This is a genomic window from Roseomonas indoligenes (assembly GCF_017813365.1).
In the GTDB taxonomy this organism is placed as follows: Bacteria; Pseudomonadota; Alphaproteobacteria; order Acetobacterales; family Acetobacteraceae; genus Roseomonas; species Roseomonas indoligenes.
The window spans coordinates 88751-106527 of the sequence record NZ_JAGIZA010000015.1 but is presented as its reverse complement, the minus strand read 5'-3'; the positions used below and the strand labels follow the sequence as shown (position 1 = coordinate 106527).

The 17777-nt window shown below is 67.1% G+C and carries 16 protein-coding genes; 6 read left to right on the top strand and 10 right to left on the bottom strand.

What is annotated here, in order from left to right:
- Positions 1–14: 14 nt before the first annotated feature.
- The 7 genes from J5Y10_RS20955 to J5Y10_RS20925 all read right to left on the bottom strand — a co-directional run bounded on the left by J5Y10_RS20955 (position 15) and on the right by J5Y10_RS20925 (position 10901).
- Positions 15–3794, bottom strand: coding sequence for a glycosyltransferase family 9 protein (locus tag J5Y10_RS20955; protein WP_209376061.1), 3780 nt, complete (start codon positions 3792–3794; stop codon positions 15–17).
- A gap of 250 nt (positions 3795–4044) precedes the next feature.
- Positions 4045–4440 carry a DUF6165 family protein gene (locus J5Y10_RS20950; RefSeq protein WP_245214923.1) on the bottom strand — a complete coding sequence of 132 codons (396 nt, stop codon included), beginning with the start codon at positions 4438–4440 and terminating at the stop codon, positions 4045–4047.
- A gap of 733 nt (positions 4441–5173) precedes the next feature.
- Positions 5174–6799, bottom strand: coding sequence for an ABC transporter ATP-binding protein (locus J5Y10_RS20945; RefSeq protein ID WP_209376059.1), 1626 nt, complete (start codon positions 6797–6799; stop codon positions 5174–5176).
- Entirely contained in the window at positions 6796–7632 is an 837-nt protein-coding gene (locus J5Y10_RS20940; RefSeq protein WP_209376058.1) for an ABC transporter permease, read from the bottom strand. Before J5Y10_RS20940 ends, J5Y10_RS20945 begins: the two co-directional genes overlap by 4 nt.
- Complete coding sequence (locus tag J5Y10_RS20935) at positions 7632–8615, bottom strand: ABC transporter permease (protein ID WP_209376057.1); 984 nt, start codon at positions 8613–8615, stop codon at positions 7632–7634. The genes J5Y10_RS20940 and J5Y10_RS20935 overlap by 1 nt, the downstream gene beginning before the upstream one ends.
- Positions 8616–8624: 9 nt before the next feature.
- Complete coding sequence (locus J5Y10_RS20930) at positions 8625–10211, bottom strand: ABC transporter substrate-binding protein (protein WP_209376056.1); 1587 nt, start codon at positions 10209–10211, stop codon at positions 8625–8627.
- 501 nt (positions 10212–10712) lie between these two features.
- Positions 10713–10901: a soj family protein gene (locus J5Y10_RS20925; protein WP_209376055.1), complete on the bottom strand. Its 189-nt coding sequence runs from the start codon at positions 10899–10901 to the stop codon at positions 10713–10715.
- A 225-nt stretch (positions 10902–11126) separates the two neighbouring features.
- On the opposite strand from J5Y10_RS20925, the gene phbB reads away from it, so the two are divergent.
- The 3 genes from phbB to J5Y10_RS20910 all read left to right on the top strand — a co-directional run bounded on the left by phbB (position 11127) and on the right by J5Y10_RS20910 (position 12867).
- A complete protein-coding gene (gene phbB / locus J5Y10_RS20920) occupies positions 11127–11849 on the top strand; it encodes an acetoacetyl-CoA reductase (RefSeq protein WP_209376054.1) in 723 nt (240 codons plus the stop codon).
- 77 nt (positions 11850–11926) lie between these two features.
- Positions 11927–12166, top strand: coding sequence for a hypothetical protein (locus J5Y10_RS20915; RefSeq protein WP_209376053.1), 240 nt, complete (start codon positions 11927–11929; stop codon positions 12164–12166).
- A gap of 65 nt (positions 12167–12231) precedes the next feature.
- Positions 12232–12867 carry a YciI family protein gene (locus J5Y10_RS20910; RefSeq protein WP_209376052.1) on the top strand — a complete coding sequence of 212 codons (636 nt, stop codon included), beginning with the start codon at positions 12232–12234 and terminating at the stop codon, positions 12865–12867.
- A gap of 42 nt (positions 12868–12909) precedes the next feature.
- On the opposite strand, the gene J5Y10_RS20905 is transcribed toward J5Y10_RS20910, so the two are convergent.
- Positions 12910–13269, bottom strand: coding sequence for a phage holin family protein (locus J5Y10_RS20905; RefSeq protein WP_209376051.1), 360 nt, complete (start codon positions 13267–13269; stop codon positions 12910–12912).
- Positions 13270–13374: 105 nt separating this feature from the next.
- Between J5Y10_RS20905 and yddG the strand changes: the two genes are divergently transcribed.
- From yddG to J5Y10_RS20890, 3 genes are all read left to right on the top strand, one after another.
- Positions 13375–14241: an aromatic amino acid exporter YddG gene (gene yddG / locus J5Y10_RS28800; RefSeq protein ID WP_209376050.1), complete on the top strand. Its 867-nt coding sequence runs from the start codon at positions 13375–13377 to the stop codon at positions 14239–14241.
- Between the two features lie 93 nt (positions 14242–14334).
- A complete protein-coding gene (locus J5Y10_RS20895; RefSeq protein WP_209376049.1) occupies positions 14335–15114 on the top strand; it encodes a (Fe-S)-binding protein in 780 nt (259 codons plus the stop codon).
- Positions 15111–15743, top strand: coding sequence for a DUF1345 domain-containing protein (locus J5Y10_RS20890; protein WP_209376048.1), 633 nt, complete (start codon positions 15111–15113; stop codon positions 15741–15743). Before J5Y10_RS20895 ends, J5Y10_RS20890 begins: the two co-directional genes overlap by 4 nt.
- 48 nt (positions 15744–15791) lie before the next feature.
- On the opposite strand, the gene J5Y10_RS20885 is transcribed toward J5Y10_RS20890, so the two are convergent.
- Both J5Y10_RS20885 and J5Y10_RS20880 read right to left on the bottom strand, forming a co-directional pair.
- Positions 15792–16559, bottom strand: coding sequence for an SDR family NAD(P)-dependent oxidoreductase (locus tag J5Y10_RS20885; protein WP_209376047.1), 768 nt, complete (start codon positions 16557–16559; stop codon positions 15792–15794).
- A gap of 23 nt (positions 16560–16582) precedes the next feature.
- Positions 16583–17752 (bottom strand): zinc-dependent alcohol dehydrogenase, encoded by a 1170-nt coding sequence (locus J5Y10_RS20880; RefSeq protein WP_209376046.1) that lies wholly within the window; start codon positions 17750–17752, stop codon positions 16583–16585.
- Positions 17753–17777: the final 25 nt, after the last annotated feature.

Sequence of the window (17777 nt, the reverse complement as noted above, 5' to 3'; positions counted from 1 at the left end):
CTCCTCGCGCTCCGCTACCCCTGAACATCGTGGAAGGTCATGGCAGGCCATACCTTCCCCTCACCTCCTGCTTCCAGGAGCAGATCGTGGCGCCGTAATTCCGCAAACACGTGGTCGCGGACGGTGCGATAATCCAGTTCCTGGATGCAGCTGCATTCGCTGGAAAGAAAGGTCTTCATGTGGGACGGCCTGATCTCACACGGCGAGCAATCCTTCGTAAGGCCAAGCCAGGAGCTCGTCGGGCGGAGCGGGCCGCGCGTCCTGGGATTGGTGGGGCCGAACAGCGCCGTAAGGGGAATGCCAAGTGCGTTCGCAATGTTCATCAGGCCACTGTCATTGGAGATGAAGTACGAGCAGGTCATCATCCCCTCAATCATCTCGGAGATTGTGCCGCCGGTCAGGTCCAGTGTCTCCGGGACGCGTTCCGTCTCGACTCCAAAGGAGGCCACCTCGTAGCCGTGCTGCTGCAGCTCCCGCGCCAGGTCCACGTAGCCGGGCCACCGCTTGCTTCTCCAGAACCCGTCCTTCGAGCCGCCGTGGATGCCGATCCGGCGGCCGTTCAGGGGTTTCTGGTACGTGTAATCCGCGACGAAGTATCCGGTCACGTCCTCATCGTCGTAGGGGACCCCGAGCAGCGCCTTGGCCGCCTCCAGATTGAACACGGTCTCATGGAACGGCCCACCGGGTTCGAACATCATCCAGTCTCGGGAATATTGCGTCCGGCGTGCCAGGAAAGGCACGCGCGCACTGCCGAACGAGTGTGTGATGAACACCTGATCATAACGCTTGCGCAGCACCGTTTGCCGCAGCGAGAAGGCGGCGTTCACGTAATCCGAGTTCTGCAGGAGAAAGAGACTGCTCTTGTGGTCCTCCGCCACGACAAGGTCGACCTTGCGGCCAAGTCGGCGGGCGATGTTTCGCACCATGGGCGCAACATGCAGCATGTTGCCGATACCGGAGCCGATGCCGATCAGGATCTGGTCGCCGAGGCTGGAGATGATCCCATGGAGCGACCGCCGCTGCCTGTCGTAGCTGTAGCGGGAGGAGTTCTGTTCTGCCCGGGTGACTAGACCGCGGTAGTAGGAGGGATCGTCATAGATCCGCCGCAGCTCGGCGGCCCAGCGGTCCGCATTCTCCGGCAGGACCACGCCTGATTCCTGGAGGAGATAGGGAACATTTCCGCGGTCCGAGCCGAGTACCGGCCTTCCGAAGCGTTGGGCCTCGATACAGACACGGCTAAAGGTTTCCACGAAGTGGTAGCTCGGTACCGCGACCACCTTGCTCCTGCTGTAGAGAAGGTCGATGCGATCGGTCCGGGGGAGGATCGCGACATTCCCGGCACCCGCGTCAGCGACGGCAGCCTCCGCCTCGCTCTGGTCTGATTGGCTGGAGATGGCGACAAACGGGATGTCCGGGCAGAGACGCGCCGTCGCGAGCAGCAGGTCGAAGCCCTTCTCCCCCTTCGCGTTGACGAGCAGAACGAAGTCCCTTCGATCGCCCAGCAGATCCTGGGCTTCCCGCTCCCGTTCCGCTTGCACCGACGGATCCACGTCGCGCGGCAGGGAGTAGATGATGGGCGTCCGGGCATGGAAGGCCTCCTCCAGCACGGCCTGCGTGTAGCTGGAATTGGAGTAGACCGTCGCGGCGCGCTGCAAGATGCGGCGAAAGGCCGGACGCGGAACCGGATCGCGATCAAAATTCAGGAAAAACTGGTTATCGCCCTCTATCAGGCCGAGGCAGTCGCGCCAAAAGTGGACACCATAGACAAACGGGACGTCCAGGTACTCGAGCGCGTCGGCCACCTGGTAGCCGAGCCCCGACAGCACATGAACAATCGCGGGCTTCACCTCCAGGAAGAACTGCCGCATGGCGGCCGCAGTCTCCTCGACGAAGTGGAAGGCGCGGCCGTTCTCCACGCCGGACTGCCCCACCATGTCGGCGCGGGTGCCCACGATGACCGGATCGAAGCCCATCTCCGCGTAGTGCTCGGCCATGCTGTCGAGGAACTGCTCGCCGCCCCCGAACTTGACGACGCCGTGCTTCGACATCAGCACGACGGTCCTGCGGCCCCGCCACCCTGGTGCGTGCGACGACACAAGGGATCCCGATAGATCGATGGTCGCGACCATAGCGGCATGTTCGGCAAGATCGCCCGGGAGTTCGGCCAAACCACGAAGCAGCCCGGACTCAATCAGGAGAGTGATCAGGTCACGGCGCCAGATCTCCAGCGGCGCACCCGCTTCGTCGGCCATCAGCACGCGCCCGCTCCAGCGAAGCCCGTTCTCGTGCAACTTGGCCATCCAGGCCGCAGAAATCACGGGGGGCGCCCGACCGGCGGGGAGGGGTATGACCCATTCGGCAGGCAAGCTGCTGAGCAGTTGCAGAGAATCAACCGCGGGCGGCGTTTCGGGAAGCGCCGTCTCCAGCAGTTGGCCATCCACAACGCTGAAAATCGAGCCGGTCACCGTATCGGCCTGCGGCAGGATCGTCAGCAGAGCCAAGGATTCGCCCCCCGTACGATCCTCATCGTCGTCGATGAGGGTCCGGAGCGAGCGGAGTTGATACTGAGCTCCCTGATGTCCGGGCTCGATCTCGAGGACCCGCCTTGCAATGGCAAGCGCGTCGGCCGGCCGGTTCAGCGCAAGCAGGATGTCACTGCGCAACATCAGCGATGGCACGCCATCCGGCTTCAGCTTCAGCAGCTTGTCCGTCGCTGCCAGCGCCTCCGGAAAGCGGCGCAGATCAAAGAAGTTCCGCGCTATCCGGAATCCCAGATTCTCGGCACGGTTCGGATTGACCTGGATGGCCATCCGGCACGCATCGATGCTCTCCTCCAGCAAAGCCGTTCGGCTGGCCTGATCTGTCGTCTTCTGTCGGGCAAGCTGGCGCAGAACGGCACTCTGGTCGGCAAGAAACTGATCGTTTTTCGGCCGTAATGCGATCGCGCGGCGGCCGAAGCCAACGGACTTCTCGAGTTCATTGTTCCGTGCGAGCGCCACGGAGGAATAGAACTGGATCGTCGCGTCGCTTTCGAATTCCGTTGCAAGACTGCTCAGTAGCCGTGCTGCGGTATCGTATTCCCCGGCGTAGATATGGCTGCGGCCGATCATGGTCTGGATCTCGGCACGCTTCTTTCGCGCGGCCTCGCCAGCCTTATGGAGGGCATTCAGATCGGCCCACTGCTTCTCCCGAAAGAGCTGTCGGACGCGTTTGCCGAGGATATTCTCCTCTAGCTTAGTCCAGAATTCGCCAAGCTCGGCCGCGGGAAGCGTCTGGAGCAGCTGCCCCAAGACCTCGGCCGCCACCGCCGGCGTGGCATAGGCAGGATCCGGCAGGAGGGTGGCAGCCGGCTTGTTCTCCTGCATCGCCCGTTCCGGTCCCAGAACAGGCTCCAATGCCCGCAGGATCTCCGGGCGATGCGCCGGAGAGAGGATGGTCGGACCTGCCGCCGGGTCCCGCAACAGAAGCAGAAGCAAGTCGCGCCATGTGCGCGCCGCGCGCGCAGCGGCTGCGGCCTCCGGTTTCGCGAGGTCGACGATCCAATCGACGAGCGGGGACTGCGGAGAGGCCTGACGGCGCTCGTGGGGCAACGCTTCGCTGCCTGCCAAGCGAAGCACAACATTCTGGAAGAATTCTTTGGACGAGGTCAGACGCTGAAGGAGCGCGACCGGCGACATCCGGGCCATTTCCGCCACTGTCGCGGCGGGGCTTGCCGATCGACCTAGCAACAGGGCGAATGCCGCATGCACCATATCGGTGCCGGCATGCTCCCGTTCGTTCTCCACTACCGTCATGCCCACTTGCCCTGTGTAAATGCGCGGAAATTCTCGGCGCGCCACTTAGATATCGGCCGCCACGGACAGCAGGACATTACCGCCGCCAAAGCTTGCGCCTTCCAACGGTATCCGGCGAAGAGGCAGCCTTGTTCCGATCCACCGTTTGGTGGGCAGCAGAAGCGCCGGACCAAGTCGCCCATGTGGCAACAAGGAAAGCACCCGGATTCCGGAGTAGGTTGATCGGGAACGGGCACAAGCGCGACTGCCGTTAGAATTCCTTATAAGATTTTTCTTCGATGAACTTTGAGCCCAGCATGATGTTGAGCTTTTTCTTCAGAGCGGCTCGCTCGTCATTCGTGAAGTAGACAGCCCGGGCCAGTCGGATGAACTCTTCGCCGAAGTCCTTCAGCCTCTCCCGATCACGTATATCGTCCTCAACCACCCAAAGCGTCTCGTTGACCTTCCGGAGTTGGTCGATCAACTCAGCAGTTCCCTCAGGCGCGGCGGCCTGAATGGGTGAGAAGATCCCCGACAATGCATCCAACTCAAGTCGGATATTATTCAACTTCTCCGAATCCGAAACGAACCGCGCCTTAAGCTCAAGTATTGTGATCTTGTCGATCAGTTCACCAATAGACGTGGGGACGAGAACCTCTTGGGACAAAACTGTCTCCATACTGCTGCACTTCACCCTCCCATGACGATAAGATGCTACTTGCTCGCACGCAAGTACAGCCGATTTCTCTTAACTTGATCTCAGTTGACTGAATCCGTCTATTTTTTGCTCATTTCTTGTGATTTTGCTCAGGAGCGGCGATTGGCTTCGGGTAGTTATTCGGGAACTGCCATGGCTGAGAAGCCAGTGCCAGCCACAGCAGCACTCAGGAGGTAGAGTTCCACGGCAGCAAGCCCCCGCGCCGCTGGCGGCCGCCTCAAGTTGATCAGCGAAGCCGCGGGGGTGAGGGAGGCCTGCGATGTCGAACAGCCTTTTCACGGCGGACGGCGTGCCGGCCAGCGGCCCGCCCGCTGCGACAGCGGCCACGACCGCACCTGCCGTGGCGTTGGGCTCCATGACGTCGCGCGCGTCAGGCACCGGCACGCTCACGCCCGGAACACTGGCCCGGGCTCCGCATGGTTCTTCAGGGCGAAAGGAGAGGATCAGCCGGGCTGCGCTCCCCACCGCCATTCCGGCGTCAGGGGCATCCCCGCAGAGCGGTCGAGCCGTCCATCCGGGCCAGCCGGCTCTTCGCGCGCGGTCTGTCCCGGGGCAAGGGGAGGGATTTCCCTCTACCCCGGCCCCCTCACCATTATCTTCTTCTAGAAGCTGGAGTCACTCAGCTCGCGGTGCGCCTGCAGGGACACGGGCTCTTCCCGATCGGCTACCAGCGTCCTCCCGGTCAGGGAAAGTGCGGCCTTTCCCGCGGAGGCGGTGTCCAACCCCGCCCGGGGATGCTGTCCAGCAGGGCGCGGGTATAGGGATGGGCGGGGCTGGCGAAAACCGCGGCAGTCGGGCCCTGCTCCACGATGGCCCCGCGCTGCATCACGGCCACGCGGTCGCAGATCTCCGCGGCCACGCGCAGGTCGTGGGTGATGAAGAGCATCGTCAGGCCCAGGCGCTTCCGGATGTCGGCCAGCAGGGCCAGCACCTGGGCCTGGACGGAAACGTCGAGGGCAGAGACCGGCTCGTCGGCGATCAGCAGCTCCGGCTCCATGGCCAGCGCCCGGGCGAGGCCGATCCGCTGGCGCTGGCCACCGGAGAACTCGTGCGGGTAGCGGTCCATGGCGCCAGGATCGAGCTGGACGAGGCGCAGCAGTTCCCGCGCCCGGCCCAGGGCCTGGGCGCGGGGGGTGCCATGGGTGATGGGACCCTCCGCGATCGCCTCGCCGACGGAGCGGCGGGGGTTGAGCGAGGCGTAGGGGTCCTGGAACACCATTTGGATCTGGCGGCGGAAAGGCTTCCAGGCCTCGCGGCTCAACGGGCGCAGGTCGGTGCCGTGGAAAAGGATCTCTCCCTCCTCCGGGCGGACCAGGCGGACCACGGCGCGGGCCAGGGTGGACTTTCCGGAACCGCTCTCGCCGACGATGCCGAGTGTCTCGCCCGGGTTGAGGGTGATGTCGGCGTCGTGCACGGCCTGGAAGGACTGGCCCTTGCCGAACCAGCCGCCACCACGGTGATAGGTCTTCCGCACGCCCTTCAGCGCCAGGATCGGGGCGCCGGGCTCCACGGGCGGGCGCTCAGCCGGGGTGCCGTGGGGTACGGCGGCGATCAGGGCCTTGGTGTAGTCGTGCTGGGGGGCGTTCAGCACCTGGGATGCGGGGCCGGATTCCACGATCCGGCCGCGCTGCATCACCGCCACCCGGTCCGCGATCTCCGCCACAACGCCGAAATCGTGGGTGATGAACATCACGCCCGTGCCGCGCCGGCCCTGCACCTCCCGGATCAGCTTGAGGATCTGCATCTGGGTGGTGACGTCGAGCGCGGTGGTCGGCTCGTCCGCAATCAGCAGGGCGGGCTCCAGCGCCAGGGCCATGGCGATCATCACGCGCTGCCGCTGCCCGCCGGAGAGGCGGAAGGGATAGCTGCGGGCCAGGCGCTCCGGGTCCGGCAGGTTCACAGCCGCCAGAAGCTCCGGCACGCGGCGGGCGGCGTCCGCCGCGGCGCCATGGACGCGCAGTGCTTCCGCGATCTGGTCGCCCACGCGCATCAAGGGGTTCAGGGCCGTCATCGGCTCCTGGAAGATCATGGCGAGGCGGGAGCCGCGGAGCTTGCGCATCTCCTCCCGCGGCTTCGCCAGCAGGTCCTCGCCCTGGAACAGGATCCGGCCGGACCGCACGGGAAGGCCGGGCGGCAACAGGCCCATGGCGGCATTGGCCGTCATCGACTTGCCGGACCCGCTCTCGCCGACGACGCAGAGGATCTCGCCGGGCGCGACGGTGAGGGTGATGTCCTCGATCGCGTTCGGGCGGTCGCCGCCCGGGGGCAGGCCGACCGTCAGGCCCTCGACGGAGAGAAGAGTGCTCATCGTTCACCCCTCTTGCGCAGCCGCGGGTTCAGGGCGTCGGACAGGCCTTCTCCGATCAGGTTCAGCGCCAGCACGGTGATGAAGATCGCAACACCTGGGAAGACGCTCATCCACCAGGCGATCTGGATGACGGAGCGGCCGGTGCCGATGAGGAAGCCCCAGGTCATGAGGTTCGGGTCGCCCAGCCCAAGGAAGGAGAGGGAGCTCTCCAGCAGGATCGCGCTGGCGGTGTTGAGGGAGGCGAGCACGATGATGGGCGAGAGGGCGTTGGGCAGGATGTCCGTCAGCACGATGGAGATCGGGCGCTTGCCCAGCACCTCCGCCGCCTGGACGAACTCACGGTTCCGGAGCGAGAGGAACTCCGCCCGCACCACCCGCGCCACCGGCGGCCAGGAGACAATCGCGATCGCCACCACGATGGAGGTGATTGAGGGGGTGAAGATGGCCACGAGCAGGATGGCCAGCACGAAGCTGGGGATGGTCTGGAAGAACTCGGTGAAGCGCATCACCGCGTCGTCCACGATCCCGCCGAGATAGCCGGCGGTGGCGCCCAGCGCGACGCCGATGAGGATGGAGACGACAGTGGCGACGATCCCGACGAGGAGGGACACGCGCGCCCCATAGGCGATCCCGGCGGCGAGGTCGCGGCCGAGGCTGTCGGTCCCGAGCAGCATCCCGTCCTCCCCTGGCGGGGCGAAGGGGGCACCGGCCATGTCCCAGGGGGAGCCGGGGAAAAGCACGGGCGCGAGGAGGGCGGTGGCGATGACGAGGATCAGCGCGACAGCCCCGACCACGGCGCCGGGGTGGCGGACGAAGCGGCGGAGAAGGGCCATCAGGCGACCTCCACCCGCGGATCGACCAGGGCGTAGAGCAGGTCGGTGAGCAGGTTGAACACGACCACCACGACGGAGGTGACGAAGAACACGCCCATCAGCACCCCGTAGTCGCGCGCCAGCAGCGCCTCGAAGGCTAACCGCCCGATGCCCGGCCAGGCGAAGACCGTCTCGACCAGGATGGAGCCACCGACAAGCTGCCCGGCCTGGATGCCGGCGAAGGTGATCACGGGAAGCAGGGCGTTGCGGAGGATATGGGCGCGTAGAACGCGCCCCTCCGGCACGCCCTTGGCGCGGGCGGTCTTCACGAAGTCCTGGTCCGCCACCTCCAGCATCGTCGCCCGCGTCAGGCGCGCATAGACCGCAAGGTAGAACAGGCCGAGCGTGACGGCGGGCAGCACGAGATGCTTCGCCACGTCCAGCGCCAGCGCCAGGCCGGTGGCATTGAGGCCCGGGTCGCTCATACCGAAGCCCGGCAGCCATTCGAGCGTAACGCTGAACAGCAGCACCAGCATCAGCCCGACCCAGAAGAGAGGCGTGGCGTAGAAGGCCAGCGCCACCACCGTGATCACGCTGTCCGCCCAGGTGCCCACGCGCCGCGCCGCCAGCGCGCCCATGGCGACGCCGCCGGCGATGGCGATGAGGAAGGCGGCGCCCGTCAACAGCAGCGTGGCGGGCAGCCGGTCCGCGATCAGCCCGGCCACGCCTGCCTGCTGGCGGTGGCTGTAGCCGAGGTCTAGCTGCAGCACGCCCTTGAGGTAGATCCAGAGCTGCGTCGTCAGCGGCTGGTCCAGCCCGAACTGGCGGCGGAGCTGTTCCATGTAGGCCGGGTCCGCCGCGCCCGACTGGCCCGCCATGACGGTCGCCGGGTCACCCGGCGCCGCATGGATCAGGAAGAAATTGCAGACCACGATCGCCAGCACGACGACGATCGATTTCAGCACCCGGCGCAGAAGGAAGCCGGGCAGGCGCGACAATTCCATAGGACCCCGTTACGCGAGGAAGACGTCGTCGTAGCTGGCGTGGTCGCCGGTGCCGAGCTGGACGGCGTTGTGCAGCTTCTTGTCCGTGATGGTCGGGTAGTTCACCTCCACCACCCAGAGCAGCGGCATGTCCTCCACCAGCGTCTTCTGCACCTCGGAGAAGGCGGCGCGCCGATCCGCCTCACCGCCGGAGACGCGCGCCCTGTTGAAGAGCTCGTCCACCTTGGGGTTGGAGTAGCCGGACGTGTTGGTGAAGAGGATCTTCTGGATATTGGAGGAGACGTAGCTCCGCTCCACGCCCAGCGTCGGGTCGCCGAACTGGTAAAGCACGTTGGAGGTCGTCTCGAAGTCCCAGTTCGCCACGCGCGAGCCCCAAGTGCCCGCATCCGTCGATTCCAGCGTCACCTCGAAGCCGATCTGGCGCATGGCCTGGCGGAAGTACTCGCCCATCCGCGTCCAGATCTCGCCATAGGGCGGGATGAGGTGCTTGAAGGATCCGCGGATGCCCTGCGCATTGGCCCGCACTCCCGCCTCGTCCAGCAGGGCGCGCGCCTTCGCCACATCGAAGGGCGCGACCTTGGCGCTGGCGTCGTAGAAGCGGGTGGTGGAGGCGACGGGGCCCGTGGCGGCCTTGCCCAGCCCGAACCACAGGCGGTTGACGATGAAGTTGCGGTCCAGAGCCATGCTCATCGCCTGGCGCACCCGCTTGTCGTCGAAGGGCTTGATGCGATGGTTCGGCTCGTACCAGAACATGGGGGAGAAGTACTCCCAGCCCTTAGTCGTCACGTTGAGGTTCGGCGCCTGGCGCAGCGCGGGCACGTCGAAGGGCTCAATATCGGTCGCGGTCGCCATCTGCACCTGCCCGCCCGTGAGGGCCACGCGGCGGCTCTGCGCGTCCGGGATCACGCGCCAGAGAATGCCGTCCAGATAGGGCTGGCCGGGCTTCCAGTAATTCTCGTTTCGCTCCATCCGCACGAAGTTGCCGCGCTGCCACTCCACGAACTTGAAGGGCCCGGTGCCGACCGGCTTGGCGTTGAAGGGGTTCGAGCGGATGTCGTTGCCGTCGTAAATGTGCTTTGCCACGATCGGCAGGGCGGTGGCGTCGAAGCAGAGCAGGAAGGGCTGGAAGGCCTGCTTCAGCACGAAGCGCACGGTGTGGGGGTCCGGCGCCGTCGCCTCGGCGATGCCGGAGAGGACGCCGCGCAGGCGGGGCGCGATCTCCCGGTTGAAGGTCATCACGGAATAGATGACGTCGTCCGCCGTAAAGGGGCGGCCGTCATGCCACTTCACGTTCTCCTGCAGCCGGAACACGTATTCCAGCCCGTCCGGGCTCACCGTCCAGCTCTTCGCCAGTTCCGGCAGCGGATCGAGCGTGGGGGAAAACTTCAGCAGCCCCTGCGTGATCTTCGTGCCCTGGATCAGGGTCGGCGTCTGATTGTTGACGCCGATCTGCAGCACCGGCGGCTCGGGGTTGAGGATGACGTTCAGCACCCCGCCGCGCTTGGGCTGGATCCCCTGCGCCAGGGCATGGGAAGCACTCATCAGGACCGGCGCCGAAGCCGCTCCGGCGAGAAGGTTGCGGCGCGTCAGGCTCATCGCGGCATCTCCGATGCGTCAAACCGCGCGAAGGCTAGGTCGGAAGGATACCACGGCGATAGGGGGGGCGTGACGGCCGAAGGAAGGGACGGGGCAAGAGGCTGCACGCCGTTTGGGCATCCTGCCGCACCCTGGGCAGGGAAGAGGTCACCGGAGAGCCTGTTGCGATGAGGCCTTATCCTGGGCTGTGGCTCCGGTGGCCTCAGGGGGAGAGAAGGAATTCTCTCCCCCTGGACCCCCTCTCACCTTTTCTATCGGGCTGCCGCGGGATGCTTCGCTGGCGGCGCGCCTGAGGTCGATGACCTCAGGCGACTGACACGGCGGCCCGGGCCGACATGGTTTTAAAATCGGTTCGGCTCTGCCTTTCGATCATCGCATCCGCGGCGGCCCGATGCAGGTCCAGGGTTGGACCTATAGGTCCAACCAGCCTCCTGGCAGAGGGGTCCGGGGAGGCGGAGCCTCCCCGGGGGCCTCGGAACAACCTGGGCCGGATTGGCCTGGTCAGGCCGCCATCCGCCGCTGGGCACCGTCCTCGGCAAGGCAGGCCGCGGCCTCGGCCAGGTGCGCGGCGGCATCCTCGGCGCCGATCTCCAGGCAGCAGCGCTCCAGATGGGCCACCAGCCGCATCAAGGCGGCCATGTCGCGGCGGGCGTGGTCGGGCCAGAGCACGGCGGCGATCGGGGTATCCATTGGGGTGTCCTTGAGGGAGCGCGGCTCGGGGCGAGGCGGGCGGGGTCCTACACCCGGCCGGGCGGAAAAGGCCAGAATTTGTTTGTGCGGAAAAATCGTGCCGTAAGGTCAAGCGGAAGAAAATCGTTGTTGTGCAGTGCGATAGTGCGCCTGGCGCCCTTGATGGCCCTGCGCGGCAGGGTCAGCTTTGTGCGGGAGACAACGCCTGCGGAAGGAACTTCTCGAATGGGAAAGATCGCACTCGTCACCGGCGGGCAGCGCGGAATCGGCGCGGCCATCAGCGAGCACCTGCAGAAGGCCGGGCGGACGGTGGTCGCCTCCTATGCCGGGAATGAGGAAGCGGCGCGGGCCTTCACGGAGCGGACGGGGATCAAGACCTACCGGTTCGACGTCTCCGACTGGGAACAATGCGCCACGGCGCTGAAGCGGATCGAGGAGGAGGTCGGGCCTGTCGAGATCCTCGTGAACAATGCGGGCATCACGCGCGACAACACGATGAAGCGCATGGACCGCAAGATGTGGGACGACGTGATCGACACGAATCTCGGTTCCTGCTTCAACCTCTGCAAGCTGGTCTGGGATGGGATGAGCAGCCGGAAGTTCGGCCGCATCGTCAATATCGGCTCCATCAACGGCCAGGCCGGGCAGTACGGGCAGGTGAACTACGCCGCCGCCAAGTCCGGCATCCACGGCTTCACCAAGGCACTGGCGCAGGAAGGCGCGCGGCTCGGCATCACCGTGAACGCGGTGGCGCCGGGCTATGTGGACACGGAGATGGTGCGTGCCGTGCCGGCGGACGTGCTGGAGAAGATTATCGCCCGCATCCCGCGCGGGCGGCTGGGCACGGCGGACGACATCGCCCGCGGCGTCTGCTTCCTGACGGCGGATGATGCGGACTTCATCACCGGCTCCACCCTCTCCATCAACGGCGGCCAGCACATGTACTGAGGGCGGATAGCGTTCTGGCGGCCGGAACCATGTGCGGGGCCGGCCGTTAAACTGCCTTCACGCGAAGGGAGGCCAGCATGACGTCATCGAAGCACCCCAAGGGCGGCCCGAACGAGGAGGGCCTGGGCGACGGCGTGCCCCGCCCGCCTTCCGACGACGAGCGCAACCCTGGCATTGGCTCCTCCAAGGGCACCTTCGGGCGCGGCACCGATCCTGCCGCGCTGCAGGCCGACAACACGGACGAGGGCGATGTCGGAAACGAGACGACTCGCGAGGGCGGGGTGAACCCCGGCCATCTCGGCCGTACCAACAAGTAGCGCCTTGCCGGCGGCCCATCGCTCCGCCAGCCTCCTGGGCAGCCTTGCGCGGCGGAGGATGGGCCATGTCGGAATGCCGTTTGGTGCTGGCGCGGGCCTCGGCAGAGGCCGGGGCGCTGATCGGAGGGGCACGCCCCGCGCATCTCGACCTGCTGGGAAGGATGGCGGAGGCGGGAACGCTGATCATCGGCGTGCCCCTGCTGGATACAGAGGGCGGTGGGTACCGCGGCTCCCTCATGCTGGTGAAGGCTGAGGCGCTGGAGGATTATCTGGCGGTCGAGCCATTCCGGCATGGCGGCGTATGGGAAAGCCACGCCGTGCATCCCTTCCGCATCGCAGGTCTTCCCTACCCTCCCTTCCCGGACGGGCCGGTGCCCGAGCGCCCGACACACACCATTGCCGTAGCCTGGGACGGCACGGACGAGGCGGCGAGAGAGCGGCGGCTGGCGGTGCGAGAACGGCATTTCGCCCGTGTCCGCCCTGCGGCCGAGGCCAGTGTGCTCGCCCTGGGCGGGGCGATCCTTGACAGGCCCGGCGGGGCGATGATCGGCTCCGTCGCCATCACGGCCCATGAATCGGTGGACGACGCCCGGGGCTGGTGGGCGGAAGACCCTTATGTGACGGGCGGCGTGTGGGAGAGGGTGGACTGGTACGCCACCCGCATCGCGCCCCTGCCCTATCGGGCGCTGCCGACGGGGTGAGGGGGCGGGGTGAGGGGCAGCCTCGCGGCTGCCCCCGTGTCCTCAGCCGACGGGCTGGACGGTGCGCTCGCCGACCAGCTTGTTGGCGATCCAGGAGACCACCCAGATGATGATCGCCGCGATGAAGGCCGTGCCGAAGCTGGTGATCCGCATGCCCGGCATCAGCAGCGCGGTCAGCGCGAGCATCAGCGCGTTGATCACCAGCGTGAACAGCCCCAGCGTGAGGACCGTCAGCGGCAGGGACAGGGTGGCGACGATCGGCCGGATAAGGGCGTTGACGACGCCGAAGACGATCGCCGCGATGATAAGGTTCGTCAGGCTCGGGAAGTAGAGCCCGGACACGAGGTTCGCGGCGATGTAGAAAGCCACGGCCGTGATGACCGTGCGAATCAGGAAGCCCACCTTGCTCCACTCCTATGCCAATGCGGCGCCGGATGAACCCGGCGGGACGCGGGGGCAACGCGGCCTTCGCGCGACGGTTGCCCCCCGCGACGCGCGACGCGCGCGGTGAGCCGCGCAACGCTCTCCGGTGTGGCCGCGCTGCTGCTCTGGGCCTTCCTGGCGGTGCTGGCGCGCGGCTCGGCAGGGGTGCCGCCGCTGCAGATGACGGCCATGGCCTTCGGCACGGCGGGGGTGCTCGCCACGGCCTGGCTGGCCTTTCAGGGAAGGCTGGGCGTGCTGCGCCAGCCGCCCCTGGCCTGGCTGCACGGGGTGGGCGGACTGTTCGGCTATCACGCGCTGTATTTCGCCGCCCTGGCCTGGGCCCCGCCGGTTGAGGCGAGCCTTCTGAACTATCTCTGGCCGCTGCTCATCGTGCTGCTCTCGGCGCCGGTGCTGGGAATGCGGCTGGGGGCGCGGCGGCTGGCGGGGGTGGTGCTGGGGGGCCTCGGCTGCGCGCTGGTGGTGGGGCCGGGCGCGGAATTCCCGCCGGGGGCCGGACCCGGCTTCCTTTGCGCGGCCGCGGCGGCCTTTGTCTGGGCCACCTACTCGGTCACCTCGCGCCGGATGGCGGCGGTGCCGACGGAGGCCGTGGCGGGGTTCTGCCTTGCCTCGGCCATCCTGGCGCTGCTGGCCCATCTTGGCTTCGAGGCGACGGTGGCGCCGGATGCCCGGCAATGGATCTCGGCGGTCCTGCTCGGGCTGGGGCCGGTAGGGGTGGCCTTTTTCCTGTGGGACGTGGGCATGAAGCGCGGCGACCCACGGCTGCTGGGCACCCTGGCCTATGCGGTGCCGGTGGCCTCCACCCTGCTGCTCCTGCTGACCGGCGAGGGAACGGCAGGGCCGCGCGTGCTGGCAGCGGCGGCGCTGGTGGTGGGCGGCGGCTGGCTGGCCGCCTCGGCGCGCGATCCCGTGACGGCAGGGGATAGGGCTTGAACGGGGGAGGATCGGCCTTGCCGTCGTCCCCCGGAGCCTCCCGGATCCCTCACCCGTGGCGAAGTCCCGGTCCCCGTTCTATCCTGCGCCGCGATGCCTGAGACCAAGCCGCGCGTGGCGCTGTTCGTGACCTGCCTGGTGGACCTCTACCGGCCCACGGTGGGATTTGCGGCCATCCGGCTGCTGGAGGCGGCGGGGTGCCAGGTGGAGGTGCCGGCCGCCCAGACCTGCTGCGGGCAACCCGCCTACAACGCGGGCGACCGGGCGACGGCAAAGGACCTTGCGCGGGCGACTATCGACGCTTTCCTGGGATACGACTTCGTGGTGGCGCCCTCCGGCTCCTGCGCCGGGATGATCGCGCACCACTACCCCGGCCTTTTCGCCGACGACCCGGATTACCGCGCCCGCGCGGAGGCGCTGGCGGCCCGCACGCAGGAGCTGACGGCCTTCCTTTCCGACGTGATGGGGATGGAAGCTTCGCCCGCCCCTTACGACGGCGTCGCCGCCTACCACGATTCCTGCTCCGGCCTGCGGGAGATGGGGGTGCGCGAGCAGCCGCGCCGCCTGCTGGCGGCGGTGCCGGGGCTGACGGTGAAGGAACTGGCGGATCGCGACGTGTGCTGCGGCTTCGGCGGCACCTTCTGCGTGAAGTACCCCGACATCTCCGCCCGCATGGTCACGGACAAGGTGGCGGATATCCGGGCCACCGGAGCGGACACGCTGCTGGCGGGCGACATGGGCTGCCTGCTGAACATCGCCGGCCGCCTGAAGCGCGAGGGTAGCGAGGTGCGGGTGCGCCATGTGGCGGAGGTGCTGGCCGGCATGACCGACGCGGTGCCCCCGATCGGCGAGGCGGAAGAGTCACTCCGGTGATCGTGCCCCGCCTCAGCCGCCGCCCGATCCTGATCTGGGCGCTGGCCGTGGGCGTGCTGGGCTGGGCCACGGCCTGGTTCCTGGGGGCCGGCGGGATCGCCCGCTGGCTCTTCTCCTGGGACGCTGCGGCTGTGGTCTACATGGGCGCCGTGCTGGTGATGCTCTGGGGCGCCGACCCCGACCGGATGAAGAGGCGCGCGGAGGAGCTGGACGAGGACCAGTGGACCATCCTGCTACTTTCCGTAACCGCGTCCCTCGCCTCGATCGCGGCGGTTGCCCTGGACCTGGCGGGGGCGAAAGGCACAGGGCGGGCCGAGGAGGCCGCGCTGCTGGCCGGGGCCACCATCCTCGTCTCCTGGACCTTCGTGCAGGTGCTCTATGCCCATCACTACGCCCATGCCTACTGGCTGCGGGGCGAGGGCCTGGACTTCCCGGGGAACGAGGAACCCGACTTCCCGGAATTCCTCTACTTCGCGATGACCGTGGGCATGACGGCCCAGGTCTCGGACGTGACCACCCAGTCGGCCGCCATGCGCCGCCTGGTGCTGGGCCACTCCATCCTGTCCTTCCTGTTCAACGCCGTGGTGGTGGCAGCGGCGGTGAACCTGGCGGCGGCACTGGTGGGGTGAAGGGGTCCAGGGGGCGGGAGAAGTCCTCTCCCTTCCCCCTGGCCATTGTCAGCCCTTGCCGGGCTCTGCCATCCCGCGATGCATCTGCGCGGTCACGGCGGCCGGCAGCACGTTGGCCACCGCCGATTGCAGCTTGTTCTTCAGCCCGTAGACGACGTCGCCGTCCCCGCGCAGCATCGCCGCGAAGCCGGTCTTCGCCACCTCGGCCGGATCGTCCTTCTTCTGCTGGCCGACGGGCGTGTCCATCAGGTCGCCGCGCTCGAAGAACTCAGTCTCCGTCGGGCCGGGCATCAGGCAGGTCACGCTGACCTGCGTCTCCTTCAGCTCGTTCCTAATGGCCCAGGAGAAGGAGTTCAGGAAGGCCTTGGTGCCGTTGTACACGGCCTGGAAGCTGCCGGGCATGAAGCCGGCAATGGAGCCGGTAATGAGGATGCGCCCGGCGTTCCGCGCGCGCATGCCCTGCCCGACCTTGTGGATCAGGTAGAGCGTGCCGGTGATGTTGGTGTCCACCACCCCGCGGATGCGGTCGAAATCCTGGTCCAGGAAGGCGTGGCCGAGGCCGCGTCCGGCATTGGCCAGCAGGGCTTCCACCTCACGGCCCTTCGTCGCGGCGAGGAGCTTGTCCACGCCCTCCGTAGTGGAGAGGTCCGCCTGCACCGCCTCCACCTTCGCGCCGGAAGCGCGCAGTTCCGTGGCGGCGGTCTCGATCTCCGGCTCGTCGGCCGCGATCAGCAGCTCGTAGCCGTGCTGCGCGGCCTGCCTGGCGAGTTCCAGCCCGATGCCGGTGGATGCGCCGGTGACGATGGCGAGTGCCATGGTTCTTCTCCTTTCCGGAGGGCTCAGGGCTTCAGGACGACCTTGATGCAGCCGTCCTTCTTGTCACGGAAGGTCTTGTAGAGGTCGGGCCCGTCCTCCAGCCCCGCCGTGTGCGTGATGACGAAGGAGGGGTCGATCTTCCCGTCCTGGATCATCTGCAGCAGCCGCGGCAGGTAGTGCTGCACGGGGGTCTGGGCCATGCGGAAGGTCAGGCCGCGGTTGATGGCGGAGCCGAAGGGGATCTTGTCCAGGAAGCCGCCGTAGACGCCGATGATGGAGACGGTGCCGAAGTTCCGCACGCAGTGGATGGCTTGGCGCAGCACGTGCGGCCGGTCCGTTCCCATGAAGGTCGCGACCTTGATGCGGTCGATCACGGAATCGAAGCTCGCCGTGCCGTCCGCCTCGGTGCCGACCGCATCGATGCAGGCGTCGGCGCCACGGCCCTTCGTCATCTCCTGGATGGCGTCGTAGATGTCCACCTCACGGAAGTCGAGCGTCTCCGCACCCGCCGCGCGGGCCAGCGCCAGGCGCTCCGGCACCGTGTCAATCGCGATGACGCGCTCCGCGCCGAGGATGAAGGCGCTGCGGATCGCCATCTGGCCGACCGGGCCGCAGCCCCAGATGGCGATCGTCTCGCCGCCCTGGATGTTGCAGAAATCCGCGCCCATGAAGCCGGTGGGGAAGATGTCGGACAGGAACAGCACCTGCTCGTCCGTCATCCCCTCGGGGACCTTGATCGGGCCCACATCGGCGTAGGGAACGCGCACATACTCCGCCTGCCCGCCGGGGAAACCGCCGAGGATGTGGGAGTAGCCGAACAGACCGGCCGGGGAATGGCCCCACAGCTTCTCCGCCACCTTGGCATTCGGGTTGGAACGCTCGCAGCCGGAGTACCAGCCCTTCTGGCAGAAGAAGCATTCACCGCAGGAGATGGTGAAGGGCACCACCACGCGGTCGCCGACCTTCAGCCTCTTGTTGTCCTTGCCAACCTCGACCACCTCGCCCATGCACTCATGGCCGACGACGTCGCCGCGTTCCATGCCGGGGATCATCCCGTCCATGATGTGCAGGTCGGATCCGCAGATGGCGCAGGACGACACCTTGATGATGCAGTCGCGGCCGTCCTCGATCTTCGGGTCGGGCACGGTCTCACACCGCATGTCGCCCTTGCCGTGCCAGGTGATCGCCTTCATGCGCGTTTTCCCTAAGTTCTGAGAG

Bases quoted from the DNA above. Each gene is read 5' to 3' on its own strand.
- J5Y10_RS20910 (WP_209376052.1), top strand. From the start codon at position 12,232: ATGTCGGAATGCCGTTTGGTGCTGGCGCGGGCCTCGGCAGAGGCCGGG.
- J5Y10_RS20925 (WP_209376055.1), bottom strand. From the start codon at position 10,901: ATGGATACCCCGATCGCCGCCGTGCTCTGGCCCGACCACGCCCGCCGC.
- J5Y10_RS20880 (WP_209376046.1), bottom strand. From the start codon at position 17,752: ATGAAGGCGATCACCTGGCACGGCAAGGGCGACATGCGGTGTGAGACC.
- phbB (WP_209376054.1), top strand. From the start codon at position 11,127: ATGGGAAAGATCGCACTCGTCACCGGCGGGCAGCGCGGAATCGGCGCG.
- J5Y10_RS20945 (WP_209376059.1), bottom strand. From the start codon at position 6,799: ATGAGCACTCTTCTCTCCGTCGAGGGCCTGACGGTCGGCCTGCCCCCG.
- J5Y10_RS20940 (WP_209376058.1), bottom strand. From the start codon at position 7,632: ATGGCCCTTCTCCGCCGCTTCGTCCGCCACCCCGGCGCCGTGGTCGGG.
- J5Y10_RS20885 (WP_209376047.1), bottom strand. From the start codon at position 16,559: ATGGCACTCGCCATCGTCACCGGCGCATCCACCGGCATCGGGCTGGAA.
- J5Y10_RS20930 (WP_209376056.1), bottom strand. From the start codon at position 10,211: ATGAGCCTGACGCGCCGCAACCTTCTCGCCGGAGCGGCTTCGGCGCCG.
- J5Y10_RS20955 (WP_209376061.1), bottom strand. From the start codon at position 3,794: ATGACGGTAGTGGAGAACGAACGGGAGCATGCCGGCACCGATATGGTG.
- J5Y10_RS20915 (WP_209376053.1), top strand. From the start codon at position 11,927: ATGACGTCATCGAAGCACCCCAAGGGCGGCCCGAACGAGGAGGGCCTG.
- J5Y10_RS20935 (WP_209376057.1), bottom strand. From the start codon at position 8,615: ATGGAATTGTCGCGCCTGCCCGGCTTCCTTCTGCGCCGGGTGCTGAAA.
- J5Y10_RS20895 (WP_209376049.1), top strand. From the start codon at position 14,335: ATGCCTGAGACCAAGCCGCGCGTGGCGCTGTTCGTGACCTGCCTGGTG.